At 37.4% G+C, this 14,457-nt stretch carries 14 protein-coding genes and 1 riboswitch; of the genes, 6 read left to right on the top strand and 8 right to left on the bottom strand.

The annotated features are described in order from the left end of the window. Positions 1–63: 63 nt before the first annotated feature. Positions 64–1,065, bottom strand: a complete 1,002-nt coding sequence (galE, locus tag UGRO018_RS14985) for a UDP-glucose 4-epimerase GalE (RefSeq protein WP_416327309.1) — start codon at positions 1,063–1,065, stop codon at positions 64–66. Positions 1,066–1,147: 82 nt separating this feature from the next. Further along, positions 1,148–3,796: a calcium-translocating P-type ATPase, PMCA-type gene (locus tag UGRO018_RS14980; RefSeq protein ID WP_416327308.1), complete on the bottom strand. Its 2,649-nt coding sequence runs from the start codon at positions 3,794–3,796 to the stop codon at positions 1,148–1,150. Positions 3,797–4,086: 290 nt separating this feature from the next. On the opposite strand from UGRO018_RS14980, the gene UGRO018_RS14975 reads away from it, so the two are divergent. The 3 genes from UGRO018_RS14975 to UGRO018_RS14965 all read left to right on the top strand — a co-directional run bounded on the left by UGRO018_RS14975 (position 4,087) and on the right by UGRO018_RS14965 (position 6,164). Beyond that, positions 4,087–4,407 carry a hypothetical protein gene (locus UGRO018_RS14975; RefSeq protein ID WP_416327307.1) on the top strand — a complete coding sequence of 107 codons (321 nt, stop codon included), beginning with the start codon at positions 4,087–4,089 and terminating at the stop codon, positions 4,405–4,407. Between the two features lie 96 nt (positions 4,408–4,503). Further along, positions 4,504–5,391 (top strand): fructose bisphosphate aldolase, encoded by an 888-nt coding sequence (locus UGRO018_RS14970; RefSeq protein ID WP_416327306.1) that lies wholly within the window; start codon positions 4,504–4,506, stop codon positions 5,389–5,391. 67 nt (positions 5,392–5,458) lie between these two features. Next, positions 5,459–5,556, top strand: a riboswitch (THF riboswitch). A gap of 59 nt (positions 5,557–5,615) precedes the next feature. Beyond that, positions 5,616–6,164 carry a folate family ECF transporter S component gene (locus UGRO018_RS14965; protein ID WP_416327305.1) on the top strand — a complete coding sequence of 183 codons (549 nt, stop codon included), beginning with the start codon at positions 5,616–5,618 and terminating at the stop codon, positions 6,162–6,164. 31 nt (positions 6,165–6,195) lie between these two features. On the opposite strand, the gene UGRO018_RS14960 is transcribed toward UGRO018_RS14965, so the two are convergent. From UGRO018_RS14960 to ung, 3 genes are read right to left on the bottom strand one after another with little or no spacing between them, the layout of a single operon-like run. Further along, on the bottom strand, positions 6,196–7,068 hold the full coding sequence (locus tag UGRO018_RS14960; RefSeq protein ID WP_416327304.1) for a carbohydrate kinase family protein: 873 nt from the start codon (positions 7,066–7,068) through the stop codon (positions 6,196–6,198). Continuing rightward, on the bottom strand, positions 7,065–8,312 hold the full coding sequence (locus UGRO018_RS14955; RefSeq protein WP_416327303.1) for a bifunctional folylpolyglutamate synthase/dihydrofolate synthase: 1,248 nt from the start codon (positions 8,310–8,312) through the stop codon (positions 7,065–7,067). Before UGRO018_RS14955 ends, UGRO018_RS14960 begins: the two co-directional genes overlap by 4 nt. A gap of 2 nt (positions 8,313–8,314) precedes the next feature. Then, positions 8,315–8,974, bottom strand: coding sequence for a uracil-DNA glycosylase (gene ung, locus UGRO018_RS14950; RefSeq protein ID WP_416327302.1), 660 nt, complete (start codon positions 8,972–8,974; stop codon positions 8,315–8,317). A 186-nt stretch (positions 8,975–9,160) separates the two neighbouring features. Here ung and UGRO018_RS14945 point away from each other — a divergent pair, with 186 nt between their 5' ends. Then, the gene (locus tag UGRO018_RS14945) at positions 9,161–9,589 is read left to right on the top strand and encodes a MarR family winged helix-turn-helix transcriptional regulator (protein ID WP_416327301.1); all 429 of its coding nucleotides are present in this window, start codon (positions 9,161–9,163) and stop codon (positions 9,587–9,589) included. Positions 9,590–9,603: 14 nt separating this feature from the next. Beyond that, positions 9,604–10,371: a sulfite exporter TauE/SafE family protein gene (locus tag UGRO018_RS14940; protein WP_416327300.1), complete on the top strand. Its 768-nt coding sequence runs from the start codon at positions 9,604–9,606 to the stop codon at positions 10,369–10,371. Positions 10,372–10,422: 51 nt separating this feature from the next. On the opposite strand, the gene UGRO018_RS14935 is transcribed toward UGRO018_RS14940, so the two are convergent. The 3 genes from UGRO018_RS14935 to UGRO018_RS14925 form a co-directional block, all read right to left on the bottom strand. Next, positions 10,423–11,061, bottom strand: coding sequence for a transporter (locus UGRO018_RS14935; RefSeq protein WP_416327299.1), 639 nt, complete (start codon positions 11,059–11,061; stop codon positions 10,423–10,425). After that, on the bottom strand, positions 11,061–12,383 hold the full coding sequence (locus UGRO018_RS14930) for a M18 family aminopeptidase (RefSeq protein WP_416327298.1): 1,323 nt from the start codon (positions 12,381–12,383) through the stop codon (positions 11,061–11,063). The genes UGRO018_RS14935 and UGRO018_RS14930 overlap by 1 nt, the downstream gene beginning before the upstream one ends. 103 nt (positions 12,384–12,486) lie before the next feature. Beyond that, positions 12,487–13,905, bottom strand: a complete 1,419-nt coding sequence (locus UGRO018_RS14925) for an APC family permease (RefSeq protein ID WP_416327297.1) — start codon at positions 13,903–13,905, stop codon at positions 12,487–12,489. Positions 13,906–14,207: 302 nt separating this feature from the next. Here UGRO018_RS14925 and UGRO018_RS14920 point away from each other — a divergent pair, with 302 nt between their 5' ends. Then, the gene (locus tag UGRO018_RS14920) at positions 14,208–14,345 is read left to right on the top strand and encodes a hypothetical protein (RefSeq protein ID WP_416327296.1); all 138 of its coding nucleotides are present in this window, start codon (positions 14,208–14,210) and stop codon (positions 14,343–14,345) included. The last annotated feature ends 112 nt before the right edge of the window (positions 14,346–14,457 follow it).

Here is a 14,457-nt window from a genome sequence, read left to right as displayed (position 1 = left end):
AAATAGTTAATTTTTTTACAACATAGAAAAAACGTCCAGATTTGCTCTGAACGTAATCTCTATTTATTTACTGGTTTCAAGAAAATGCCATGCATCCTTACACATCTCTTCCAGATTTTTTTCCGCTTTCCAACCAAGTTCTTGATAAGCCTTCTCTGTACTTGCATAACATTGTGCAATATCTCCAGGTCGTCTTGGATCGATCTGATATGGTACTTCCACACCATTTGCTTTTACAAACGCATTGACAACATCCAATACACTATATCCAATACCTGTACCTAAGTTATAAGCATCTACACCGATGTTTTCCATCACTTTATGAACTGCATTCACATGTCCCTTCGCAAGATCTACAACATGAATATAATCACGAACCCCAGTTCCATCCGGTGTTGGATAATCATTTCCATATACATGTAAATAAGGCAATTCTTTATTAGCCACTTTTACGATATAAGGCATCAAATTATTAGGAATGTCATTTGGACTTTCTCCTAATAATCCGCTCTTATGTGCACCGATTGGATTAAAGTAACGTAATAATGCAATATTCCATTCATTGTCTGAAATATACAGATCCTTTAAAATTTGTTCGATCATTAATTTGGTCGTTCCATATGGATTTGTAGTAGGTCCTAATGGAAAATCCTCTTTGATAGGCACACTCTTTGGATTTCCATAAACTGTTGCACTAGATGAAAATACCAAACGTTTACAGCCATGCTTTGCCATGACCTTACACAAAGCCAGTGTACTCATTAAATTATTTTGATAATACATGATCGGTTTTGCGACTGATTCACCTACTGCCTTATAGCCGGCAAAATGTATGGCCGCATCGATATCATGTTCTTCAAAGATTTTTTCTAATGCTGTTTCATCACAGCAGTCTTCTTCATAAAAGGCCACACGTTTTCCTGTGATAGATTCAATCTTATCCAAAACATCTTTTTGAGAATTATAAAGATTGTCTAAGATGACAACTTCATTTCCTGCTTCCAATAATTCCACAACAGTGTGGCTTCCAATAAATCCGGTACCTCCGGTAACTAAAATTTTCATAAAGTTCCTCCCTTTTTGGCTAGGTTTATTATATCACGGATATCAAAAAGTAAAAGTAAATATAACGTGAAGCCATCATTTTCTAACATTTTTCCTTATGCACTCCATGAAGATGACGTATGACTGCTTTTTCAACTTCAACGATCGGTATAATACAAAATGCCATAACGATACTTATCATAAATTCAAATCCACTGATATGCTCAAATTCAAACAGGTTCGCTAAAAACGGAATATAGATGACCATCAATGTCAATGCCAGACACCCTGCAAGACTTCCCAACAAATAAAGATTTTGTTTTTTCATAGATAAAACAGAGTGCTTCAAAGACCTCATATTGAAGGAATGAAACATTTCAGTCATCGACATCGTTAAAAACGCCATTGTCATACCATCTTGACTGTCTGTGATTTCCCATACTCCGGCTTCTATATAATGGCCTACCAAATATGCCATCAATATAATGATGGAGATAACGATTCCTTGAAAAATGACATCGAATGCCATACCATCCGCAAATAATCCTTCTTTTTTGGGACGAGGAGGTCGTTTCATTACATCCTCTTCTGCGCCTTCCATACCCAAAGCAAGGGCTGGGAAGGTGTCAGTCAATAAATTGACCCATAAAATATGAACAGGCATTAAAATCGTAAAACCCAGCATCGTAGCAACAAAGATGGATACTACCTCACTGATATTGCTTGACAATAAAAACTGAATTGCTTTTTTGATATTGTCATAAATTCTTCGTCCTTCACCAACTGCGGAAACAATAGTCGCAAAATTATCATCTGCCAATACCATATCCGCTACATTTTTGGTAACATCTGTACCGGTGATACCCATACCGACACCAATATCTGCACGTTTTATGCTTGGCGCATCGTTAACCCCATCCCCACTCATACTGACAACTTTGTCTTTCGCCTTCCATGCATCTACGATTCTCACCTTATGTTCCGGCTGAACTCTTGCGTAAACACAATAGCGTTCAATGTTCTTTTGAAATTGTTCCTCACTCATCTCATCAAGTTGTGCACCCGTGATTGCTTCTTCCTTTACATGCAGGATACCAAGCTGAGACGCTATCGCAATGGCGGTATCTACATGATCTCCGGTAATCATGACAGGGCGAATTCCTGCTTCTTGACATTGTTTGATTGCCCCTTTTACCTCTTCACGTATTGGATCGATCATACCGCATAAACCGATAAAAATCAGTTGTTGTTCCATCTCTTCTACTGACTTTGGTAACATTTCTTCTGTGGCAAAACAACGATAGCCGGCCGCCAACACACGCAATGCCTGATCCGCAAAGTGTTTGTTATGGTTCAGGATTTCTTCTCGCTTCTGATCATCCAACTCTTTGATGACCCCATTTTCTATATAATGAGTACATTTCGCTAGCAAGACATCCGGTGCTCCTTTACTGAATTGAAGATAAGTATGATCGCTATTTTCATGTATCGTTGTCATCATTTTTCGCATGGAATCAAATGGTGCTTCCTTAATTCTAGGTAATTGTTTTAAGACTTCTTTTTTATGAAAGAAGGTTTCCCCATATGCAACCAATGCACTTTCTGTCGGTTCCCCCTCAATTGTCCCATCACTTGCGACCATTGCATCATTACATAAACTCATCGCCGTTGCCAAAAGCTTTTCATCTGTACCATAATGTTCTACGACCGTCATTTTATTTTGTGTCAAGGTTCCTGTCTTATCTGAACAGATGATTTGGGTACAGCCTAACGTTTCCACAGCTGTTAGTTGTCTTATCACGGCGTGTTGTTTGCTCATTCTGGTTACACCGATCGCAAGTTGTACCGTTACCACTGCTGCTAGTCCCTCAGGAATTGCCGCTACTGCCAAAGACACCGCTAACATAAAGGTATCCATGATGACCGTGCCACTCATATCTTTGCTTTTCCACAGGGCAAATAGAAAGATAAGCACACAAATACCAAGTACACAAAAGCTTAAGATCTTAGAGAGCTGATTCAGCTTCATTTGAAGCGGTGTTGCTTCTTCTTTGCTTTGATTGATTGCATCTGCGATCTTCCCCATCTCCGTATCCATACCAATAGCAGTAACCACTGCATAGCCTCTTCCATATACAACACTGCTACCCATATATAACATATTTTTTCGATCACCTAAAGGAATCGTTTTTTCCTCACTTGTAAGCCTCACTTCGCTTTTTTCCACAGGCACACTTTCTCCGGTCAATGCAGATTCTTCCACCTTTAAACTGGCTGCCTCTAATACTCTGGCATCTGCAGGTAAGGCATCTCCTGCTTCTAGTAAAATCACATCGCCTACGCAAAGCTCTTCACTTGCTACCACGCATAGTTCACCATTTCTCATAACTTTACTTTTGGCAGCACTCATCTTTTTTAACGCATCGATTGCTTTTTCTGCTTTGCTTTCTTGATAAAGTCCCAATACAGCATTCACGATAACAACAAACATGATGATAAAAACATCCGCAAAGCTTTCATGTGCATAAGCTGAAGTAATACCGGAAATCACAGCCGCTGCAATCAATACGATGATCATCGGATCTGATAATTGTTTCATAAGGCGTTTTGAAAAACTGTCTTTTTTTGCTTCTTTTAATCGATTATATCCATACTTATTTAACCTATTGCATGCCTCTTCTTTACTTAATCCACTGCTTGAACTTTTTACTTCCTTTAAAACCTCTTCTTTTTCCATTTGATACGGTTTCATATCGCATCCTCCTCGTCATGATACAAAAAAAGCTCATATATAGCTTTCTATACATGAGTCTCGGTTTTTAAGATAAGCCAGGCGTATGTCGTCGGGATTGTTGACTTATCACGTTATCACACGTTCCTACTCCCTCTATGTATCTTTAGTATACTTCACTTTTACATGAATTGCAACGCCACATCCCTAGACAGTTTCCTTATTTTGTAGCATTTTCTATTTTCTATACAAAGCTTTTGAGATTTTCCGCTTTTGTGTTTATAATAAATAACGTAAAAAGGAGTACGTTTATGAAATTACAAGAGCTTTCAGCATATAGAGAACAACACAAAGGTACCAATTTTGTTTATCATTGTGACCTTTTCAGTAAGCCTATTTGGGGTGATATGGGAGAGGATTGCGCTTCGATTACGTTAACCATTCAACAGGATCATTGGCATTTATCCTTTATCCGTACCCAAAACGGGGAGCCTTATCCATTAGCGAAGACCGTATCGAATGTGATAGACGCTTATGAAAAACAGTTGAGTGATGAACAAGTATTTGATTTATTGTCCATGCATCAGCTATTACATGATTTTGAATCCAGCATTTCCAAAGAACAAGAATAAATTTGTTCTTTTTTTGTCGGAAGCATAGCGTAACATGAAATTCAGTGCTAAGATACAAGTAGAGGAACACCATAATTTGGCGAAGGAGGTCTGATCATGAAAAGTGAACAATTAGAACGAATGAGAAACGGCAAAGGCTTTATCGCTGCCTTAGATCAAAGTGGCGGTAGCACTCCTAAAGCATTACGTTTATATGGTATTGAAGAATCCGCATATCAAAACGATGATGAAATGTTTGATCTCGTCCATGAAATGCGAACCAGAATCATTACCAGCCCTGCATTTACAAGCAAACACATTCTTGCGGCTATCCTTTTCGAAAAAACCATGGATCGTAAAATTTGTGGAGAATATAGTGCAGATTATCTTTGGAATATAAAAGGTATCCTTCCGATCTTAAAGGTAGATAAGGGTTTAGCACCACTTGAGAATGGGGTTCAGCTTATGAAACCAATGACCAATCTAGATGAATTATTACGAAGAGCCAAAGAACGTCATATCTTTGGCACAAAGATGCGTTCTGTTATCAAACAAGCAGATCCAAAAGGTATTGAAGCAATCGTCGAACAACAATTTGCAATTGGACATCAGATTGCACGTGCTGGTTTTGTTCCTATCCTAGAGCCTGAAATTGACATCCATGCTTTAGATAAACAAGAGTGCGAACAGTTATTAAAACGATCCATACTGGCTCATTTAAATGCAATGGAAGATGATAGTCAAATCATGTTTAAATTAACGCTTCCAAGTGAGGATGGCTTTTATTCAGATATCATGTGTGATCCACATGTTGTAAGAGTTGTTGCCTTATCCGGTGGCTATTGTAGGGAAGAGGCCAATGCTTTGCTTGCCAGAAACCCCGGTTTGATTGCCAGTTTTTCAAGAGCATTGACAGAAGGATTGCATGTCGATCTGGATGATCACGCATTTGAAGCAATGTTGATGGATTCCATTCAATCCATTTATGAAGCTTCCATCACATAAATGAATTTATGAAATTTTATGAAACCTATTGTAAATCCTATGTAAATACACTATAATGTCTAGCGTACGCAGAGTAGAGATAAAAGCGTTAAGTACCCACGAACGGGGAGTTGTCGTGTGGGCGAAAAGGTAACCCTTGCGGTTTTTATCTCGCATCCCGCTGTTGCAATAGAAAATCAATACCTCTTTTTCTATATGCAATATGGAAAAGGAGGTATTTTTATATGAACTTTGCTCAAGAAATCGTTCAGCTTCCAAAGCTGATATCTCATTCCGCCAAGGAATTGAAACGTGTGACATCTATTTGCGGATGCGCTATGTTGACGGCATTAAATGTTGCCGTCGGCTCCTTGTTCATCCCCATTACACCAACCCTTCGCATTGGATTCTCTAGTGTGTTTGCCGGTGTTTCCGGTATGATTTATGGCCCTGCCATTACCGGTTTTGCAGGAGTTATCGCCGATACCTTAAAATACATCATCCGCCCCGATGGTCCGTATTTTCCAGGATTCGCAATCAATGAATTTTTAACCGGCATGATTTATGGATGCTTTTTCTACAAAAAAGAAATCACACTCCCTAGAGTGATCCTTGCTCGTGCCTGCATTACCATCTTTATCAATTTGATCTTGACTTCCTTGTGGTTAAACATCATGTATCAATCCCCTTTGTTTACCACCATTCGCTTAGTCAAAAATGTAGTCATGTTTCCAATTGATGTTGCTATTTTATATTTTGCATTAAAGGGTGCACAACGTGTAAAGAAAGCTTGACCAAAAAAAGTCAGATGATATTTCTGACTTTTTATATAACCTCTTCTAGCTTTGGTATGGATAGGTTTCCACCTAATTTTGTAGTAGAGAGTGCTGCTGTTTTTGATGCTACATGCAAGATCGTTTTTAAATCCCATTTCTTTGCCAACCCATACGCATACGCTCCATGAAAAATATCTCCGGCACCTGTTGTATCGATTGCTTCTACCGCATAAGCTGGCATATGCAAAATCTCTTTCTTTTGTTCGTATAGACATCCATCCCCTCCCAAGGTAACAACGATCTGTCCTTGGTTCAGCTTTTTTAATGCCTGAAAAGTCTGAATCACCGTATCAGGATTCTTTTTATCGATCGTGATTCCCGTATATTGTCTGGCAAAATCTTCAGAGCACACCAAATGATCAACCATCGCAGCCAATAGTTTGGTCTCTTCTTTACAAGTACCTGCATCTAACATAGAGATTGCATGAGGATAACGTTTCAATGCCTCAAGACTTGCGGTTAATTCATGTCCATCCAACAACAACACATCACAATCGATCGGATAATCAAAATCACATTCCTTTAACACTCCAGGACAGTTAAAAATGGTCCGACTGCCGTTTTCCATATGAGTGATAATGGTGGAAACAGGTGTCTTAAATTCCTCAAGCTGTTTTACATATCGAACATCTACATCTTGTTTCCTTAATTCTTCTAAAATCAATGTTCCGTAAAAATCATTTCCAACTCTGGTGATCAAAGCGGTTTCCTCTTCCCATCTCGCACACAAACAAGCTGCATTACTAGCTGGTGCACCAATACATTCCATTGTTTCATAAATACGATATTTTTGATTTTCCACCAAATCTTCATGTATCACATAAGTGATATCATAAGCACTTTGTCCCACACACACGATCATGTCATTCCCTCCTCTTTCTCCATTATGTTTAATATATATGCCCTTACCTCACTGATAAAGTAAAGTGAACCGGTAATCACGGTATCAACACCATCACTCATCGCTTTTTGGATTGCGATTCGATAGTCCTCTTCTAAGGTGATATGAGATCTGTTTTTTAACACATGTACATCCAAAGCTCGTTCATTTTGAAACGGCGTCACGACGATATCTTGTGTCAAGGTTTCTAATATATCCAGCATTTCTTCAAAATTTTTATCTTTTAATACAGAAAAAATGATACGGATAGAGGATCTTCCTTGTAAGCTATCAACCAATGCCTGTATTCCATGCGCATTATGTGCTCCATCTAATAGTAATAAGGGATGCTGACGCATCATTTCAAAGCGTCCGATCCAATTCGCCTTTCTTAAACCAACTCTTAATGCTTCCTCACTTACTTTTATATCATGATATGCATTCAAATAGTCAATGACTTCAATACATAAACAAGCATTATACGCCTGATAAGCTGCATGACTTTGTAAGTGAAGGTTTTTTCTATCTTTATAATCAAACCAAATACCATCCTCATGCTCAACGATATGCTTCGGCATTGCACATTCTATCAAAGTAGTCGTTTTCTTTTGCACACATTCCTTAAATACATCCAAACATTCTTTCGCATGTTCACCTGTTATCAGTGGGATACCTGTTTTCACGATTCCGGCTTTTTCTCTCGCTATTTTTTCTTTGGTATCTCCCAATAATTCCATATGATCTAATCCTATATTGGTTATGATCGATACCATCGGATAAAGGATATTGGTAGCATCCAATCGTCCTCCTAGACCTACCTCAAACACACAATAATCTACATGTTCTTTCACAAAATATATAACCGCAATACACATATCTATTTCAAACATACTAAGATCCCATGTGATCCAAGAATCATAATATTCATTGGCTATGGAAAGAAACGTTGTTTCCTTGATGTTTTGATCATTGATTCGAATGCGATCATAGTGGGTAATCATATAAGGTGAGGTAAAACTTCCCACACGATACCCTGCTTCTTGTAATACATTTCGTATATCATTTGTGGTAGATCCTTTCCCATTGGTTCCGGCCACATGAATGCTACACAATTGATTTTGTGGATCACCGATACTTTTCATATAATCCTTAAAATGCTGTAACCCATAGCCTCGGTTTTTGCGTTGTTCAATAAACGTCACTACATCATTTGCACATGTCCACATCATCATTCTCCGATTCGCCAATCGATTGGCTCTCTTCCAAGTTCCTTTAAATATTCATTGGTTTTCGAAAAAGGACGACTACCGAAAAAGCCTCGATTTGCACTGAGTGGAGAAGGATGTGCAGATGTCAAGATCCTATGTTGAGGATTGCTGATAAGCTCAGCTTTTTTTATCGCCCAATTCCCCCATAACAAAAATACGATTCCTTCTTCATGTTCATTTAAAGCTTGCATGACATGATCACTAAACATTTCCCAGCCTTTCTTTTGATGACTTCCGGCATGCCCTTCCACAACGCTCATAACTGCATTCATCATAAAAACACCTTGCTTTGCCCAATCCATTAAATAACCATGGGATGGTATATCGATTTCCAGATCATTTTTTAGTTCTTTATAAATATTTCTAAGACTCGGTGGAATTTTTACTCCCTTTCGTACTGAAAAGCATAATCCATGTGCCTGATGTACCTCATGATAAGGATCTTGTCCCAGCATCACTACCTTTACATCTTCATATGGACAAGCCTTAAAACAAGTAAAGAGATCCTCTTGGGGTGGATATATGGTCTTTGTTTGATATTCTTCTCTCAGAAATCCCATCAACTGTTGATAATATTCCTGTTGTTCTTCTTGTTTAAAAAAATCATCCCAATATTTCATTCTATCACTCTCTTCCTATGCTTCAATATCATAACATAATAGCCATGGAATAACATCCAGAAAATTTCATCAGACTGCGGAAATAACTTAGTCATCTACATGATTGATCTTTCCGATATTGACATCATTTAAAATTACGTCTATACTGTATTATAGTTCTAAATAGAACAATATTGGAGGTACGATATGAGTCATGCTTATATGATACACATCTCATTGATCAAACGATTATATGACCAATGTATGGAACCTGTATTACAACAATATGGTATCAAACGAATGGAATTAGACATCCTGTTATTTTTAGCGAACAACCCTCAATTTGATACAGCCAGTGACATCATTCATTGTCGTGGCTTAAGCAAATCTCATGTTTCTACCTCAATTCAGCATTTGATCGATCGTGACTTCTTATCCAGTTGGAAACATGAAGATGATAAAAAAAAGATCCATCTTCAAGTAAAGCCTGCTGCAGATGTCATCATTGAAGCAGGAAGGATCGCTCAATCTACATTTTTTCAAACGTTGGTCAAGGATTTCACAAAAGAAGAGGTCGCAATGCTATCTTGTTTGTTTGAAAAAATGGAAACCAATATTCGTCACGCTGTAAAATAGAAAGAAGGTCCTGTATGTTATTAAAATTCGTTGTTTGTTTTATCGCCGGCATTGGTGCCGGTTTAGGTACTGGCTTTGCGGGCATGAGTGCTGCCGCTGTCATATCTCCTATGTTGATTTCCTTTTTAGGTATGCCTGCTTATGAAGCAGTTGGAATTGCCTTAGCTTCGGATGTACTTGCAAGTGCGATTTCTGCCTATACATATGGAAAAAATAAGAATCTAGATATTAAAAATGGTATCGTCATGATGATTACCGTTTTGATCTTTACGCTTGTAGGTAGTTGGATTTCATCCCTTGTGCCAAATAGTGCCATGGGTGGTTTTTCTACCTTTATGACACTTTTATTAGGTATCAAATTTATCGTTCGTCCTGTGATGACAACTAAAGAGTCTATGGGTGCTGTAGATCCAAAAAAACGTTTCCTGCAATCCATCGTTTGTGGTATTTTAATCGGATTTATATGCGGCTTTATCGGTGCCGGTGGAGGTATGATGATGCTATTGATCTTAACCAGTGTGCTAGGTTATGAGTTAAAAACAGCAGTCGGCACCAGTGTCTTCATCATGACCTTCACTGCCTTGACCGGGGCACTTTCACATTTTGCTATCGGTGGCGCTCCTGATGTTTGGGCACTTATTTTCTGTATTGCTTCCACTCTTTTATGGGCTAGAGTTGCGGCTAAATTCGCAAATAAAGCAAAGCCGATTACCTTAAATCGTGCTACAGGTGTCGTTTTAACCGTTTTGGGTATCGCAATCATCGCTGTTAATTATTTATAATTAAAAAGGAATCAATCCAGTACGAAGCTTGCATTGATTCCTTTTTACAATTTATATAACCGCCTCAAATTGCGGTTTGATTTTCTTCTTTGTCACAAAGAAAGAAATCACAAGGATCAGATACGTAATATCGAAATTCCCAGGTGAAATCACTTTAATGAATATACAAGCAATCAGCGTTATCACATCTAACTGTGTATAAAAATTTCCGAATTCATAGCGTTGAATGATCCTTCGCTTGATCAAGAAATTTTGAAAAGCAATGGCACCTGCGAAACAGGCAACCACAACGTCAACGATATAATTGATCAAAAACTCTTGCATAAGTAAGTTTTTGAAAAAGAACAATACGATACAGATCGCAAATACACTCCAAATACTTCCAATCTGGAATTTTTCATAATCTTGATTTCTTATTTTCTTCTTCATTTCCTTAAAAACAGGTCCCTTACTGTATTTGTTGATATATTCTTTGACATCCTTTGGTATCACCATAGTAGCTTTCTTTTCATCATGCATGCCATCCAGACATTGCTGTATGGCAATATTCGCTATGATATTGATATCTGCATCACTTTTTTGCGATTTCATTAATGCATCATAAACTCTTTGAAAAGCATGGTTGTATTCTGTATCTAGTTTTTTTATCTGATATAGATTATCCACATGCTTCTTTTTTGATTTTGCCATTAGTTTTCTTCTACCTCAATGGATTCACTATCTGTGATATTCAAATTGGTGTTATAGAAACAAGTCAAAGCATCGATCATATATTGAGAATCCTTGATACCTGCAGTTTCATAAGCAGAATGCATTGCCAATTGAGCCAATCCGATATCTACCGTATGCATGGAAACCTTCTGAGATGACAGATTTCCCAATGTACTTCCGCCTGCTGCATCACTTCGGTTCGCAAAATGTTGTACAGGTACACCTGCTTTTTCACAAATTCCGCTAAATACAGCTGAGCTGATCGCATCTGTTGTATATTTCTGATTTGCACTATATTTGATGACGATACCTGCATTCATATACGTACAGTTCTCTGCATCTGTTTTTTCAGGATGATTTGGATGAACGGCATGCGCATTATCACAAGAAACCATAAAGCTTTTTGCGACAGCTCGATAATAATCTTCTTTCGCATAACCGAGATTTTCATTGATTCTTTGAAGTACATCAAATAAGAACGTTGAACAAGCTCCTTGTTTTGTTCCTGAACCGACTTCTTCATTATCAAAACAAGCAAATACATTTACCGCTTTCTCATTGACACCGGCAATCATCGCCTTTAAGGAGGTAAATGCACATTGTAGATCATCTAATTTAGGCGAAGAAATAAACTCTTCTTTCATTCCCCAAATGCAAGGTTTCATACGATTGACCAGATATAGATCAGTCCCAAATATGGCTTCTTTTGCTACGCCTAATTCTTTCGCAATCAATTCATAGTAATCACCTTCTGCACATTCTCCTGCTGAGAACAATGGCAACATATCAATTTGATTGTTGTAGTTCATCCCTTTATTCACTTCACGGTTCATGTGAATCGCTACATTTGGAATCAACACCAAATCAGAATCAAATGAAATTAGTTTACTTACAAAACGATTGTCTTCTTTTACTAAAACACGTCCGGCTAACGATAAAGGGCGATCCATCCAAGTAGCACACAACATACCACCATAACCTTCTGTATTCAGTTGTACATATCCACCTTTTCCTTTTAATTCTGCCTCTTCCTTTACCTTAAAAGTAGGAGAATCACTGTGAGATGATGTTACCTGATAATGATAATCACTCAATTCCTTACCAATGTGAAAGGCGATCAAAGAAGATCCGTTTCTTGTAGTGAAATACATTCCGCCTTTTTTCAAATTCCATGATTCACATTCTCTTAATTCTTCATATCCGGCTTTTTTCAACATTCTTTTCATATCATCCACTGCGTGAAAACAACTTGGACTATTCTGAATAAAATCAAATAACTCTTTTACTGTTTCTTTATACATAAATAAACCTCCTAATAACTTTCCTATATGCCATTAGTATAGCACAAACTTTCATTCTTATATAGCGAAAGACAAGATATCCCTACCTTGTCTTTATGTTTTCTTAATTTGTTTTTTCACGTTTTTTGATCATAGGTAAAATCAGACCTAATGCAAATAATACCAATGGTGTAATCACGTTTAACAATGTTGTAAAGATATCGCCTTCCTTGTACATACCAAGGATACAGCAGAATGCAGTTACGAAGAAGCACCAGAATCCAAAGAAATATGCGATTTTCTGATTCTTCACAAATTTATATTCCGGATTAAACTTATCGATCTTTTTACGTAACATGATATATGCTAAGAATACCCACAAGTAACGCATTGGCATCGTAACGGAATTCAACTGAGTCAACTGACGAAGTACCGTATCTGCATTCGGCACCAATGCCTGAATCAAGATGATAGAACCTGATAACGCTACTACCATCCAAATACCGTTGATATATGCACCATGCTTATTCTGTTTCAATAACTTTGTTGGAATGAATTGTCTTGCGTCCTCATTATCTAACAACATACGAAGCGGAGCATCGATACTGATAACCAAAGTAGAGAACTGACCGATTGCATTACAAGCAGCGTAAATAATCATTAAAGTATTACCTAATCCATAATATTCACCCAACTTTTGGAATGCCCAATAAGAACCATTTGCATTATAAGAGTCAAAGTTTTCTGCGATTGCCACAGGATCAAACATCATGCCCATTGCGATCGTACCTAAGATTGCACAAACAACGACCATGATCGCCAAAGCAATCATACCTTTTGGGAATCCTTTTGAAGGATCTTTTACTTTATTTACATATGGAGAAATCTTTTCACATCCACCTACCGCAAATACAAGAATAGATAACGATGAGAAATATTTCCAGTCAAATGTCGGAATCAGATTATCCATACTGAAGTCTGCTTGTAAGAACCCTCCACCCGGATTGATGACAGGTGCCGCAAACATCATGATGATGTATAAAATCGACATGACAAACATAGATGTACCGGCAATGGTTGCCAGTTTTTTCAATGGATTCAACCCCTTGCTGGCAATCCAGCAGAAGAATAAGAAGACACCCAATGTTGCTAACTGAATGAGCTGATTGTTGAAGCTTGCGTAGGTTTCACTATCCTGGAAGATCATCCAGCTTAATGCCTTTAAACCTCCGCTTCCTTTACTGGCGATATAAGTTACATGGCACGCCCAATAAGTCCAACCTGCATAATATGCAAACTTAGGACTAATTGTTTCATGTATCCAAGAACTAACTCCACCACCAGAGTTTTTAAATGCTGATCCAAGCTCACCTACCATTAATGCATAAGGCACAAAATATAAGGCGAACATCAGAATCCAACTGAATATAACCTGCACACCATTGAAGTACATGTAACCATTTAAAACGTTACCAAAACCCCAAACAGTAGAAAATGCGATAAACGCAAGGTTATACCAGGCGATTTTCTTTGAACTTTCCATTTTAAACCTCCTAATTTTTAAAATGACCGTAAATATAATACCATGTTTAGCTAATCAATGCTATTAATTTCATAGTTTAATCCCAAAAAATCCATACATTTTCACTTTTTTGTATAAAATATGTCATACTTTTCCAGGAAAAAATCCGTATTTTTCCTAACACATAGGAAAATCTTAAGAATTCTAAATTTTACATTTCTTTTTTGTTATATTAACTTTTTTTAAAAGCTTTTATGTTATAATATAGTTACAGAAAGAGTTCATTCTAAACGACCACCAACAGAAAGATGAGGTGATCAGACGTGGAACATAGGAATGAAGCAAGTACCGTAATTCATCCTAAAAATACGGTAAGCGAAAACATCATTAATTTAAAAGGGATTTTCATCGTCGTAGGATCAGTATTAATCTTTATTCTTTCCTTCTATTTGTTTTATTAACTCGTTTCATATGTATTCGTTTTTATCGACTATTTTTATCTCATCACTTGTTTTCAAACTATACATAAGTTATAATGACAGTGCCAGTTTTAGAAATCAGTCAATAAGACTG

It is taken from the genome of Hoskinsella mucinilytica, from assembly GCF_045223415.1.
In the GTDB taxonomy this organism is placed as follows: Bacteria; Bacillota_I; Bacilli_A; order Erysipelotrichales; family Erysipelotrichaceae; genus Hoskinsella; species Hoskinsella mucinilytica.
This window is presented reverse-complemented; position numbering and strand designations above follow the sequence as displayed.

Coding starts and splice junctions, on each gene's coding strand:
- UGRO018_RS14965 (WP_416327305.1), top strand. CDS start 5,616: ATGAACTTTGCTCAAGAAATCGTTCAGCTTCCAAAGCTGATATCTCAT.
- ung (WP_416327302.1), bottom strand. CDS start 8,974: ATGAAATATTGGGATGATTTTTTTAAACAAGAAGAACAACAGGAATAT.
- UGRO018_RS14970 (WP_416327306.1), top strand. CDS start 4,504: ATGAAAAGTGAACAATTAGAACGAATGAGAAACGGCAAAGGCTTTATC.
- UGRO018_RS14930 (WP_416327298.1), bottom strand. CDS start 12,383: ATGTATAAAGAAACAGTAAAAGAGTTATTTGATTTTATTCAGAATAGT.
- UGRO018_RS14960 (WP_416327304.1), bottom strand. CDS start 7,068: ATGATCGTGTGTGTGGGACAAAGTGCTTATGATATCACTTATGTGATA.
- UGRO018_RS14955 (WP_416327303.1), bottom strand. CDS start 8,312: ATGTGGACATGTGCAAATGATGTAGTGACGTTTATTGAACAACGCAAA.
- UGRO018_RS14940 (WP_416327300.1), top strand. CDS start 9,604: ATGTTATTAAAATTCGTTGTTTGTTTTATCGCCGGCATTGGTGCCGGT.
- UGRO018_RS14945 (WP_416327301.1), top strand. CDS start 9,161: ATGAGTCATGCTTATATGATACACATCTCATTGATCAAACGATTATAT.
- UGRO018_RS14935 (WP_416327299.1), bottom strand. CDS start 11,061: ATGGCAAAATCAAAAAAGAAGCATGTGGATAATCTATATCAGATAAAA.
- UGRO018_RS14975 (WP_416327307.1), top strand. CDS start 4,087: ATGAAATTACAAGAGCTTTCAGCATATAGAGAACAACACAAAGGTACC.
- UGRO018_RS14980 (WP_416327308.1), bottom strand. CDS start 3,796: ATGAAACCGTATCAAATGGAAAAAGAAGAGGTTTTAAAGGAAGTAAAA.
- galE (WP_416327309.1), bottom strand. CDS start 1,065: ATGAAAATTTTAGTTACCGGAGGTACCGGATTTATTGGAAGCCACACT.
- UGRO018_RS14925 (WP_416327297.1), bottom strand. CDS start 13,905: ATGGAAAGTTCAAAGAAAATCGCCTGGTATAACCTTGCGTTTATCGCA.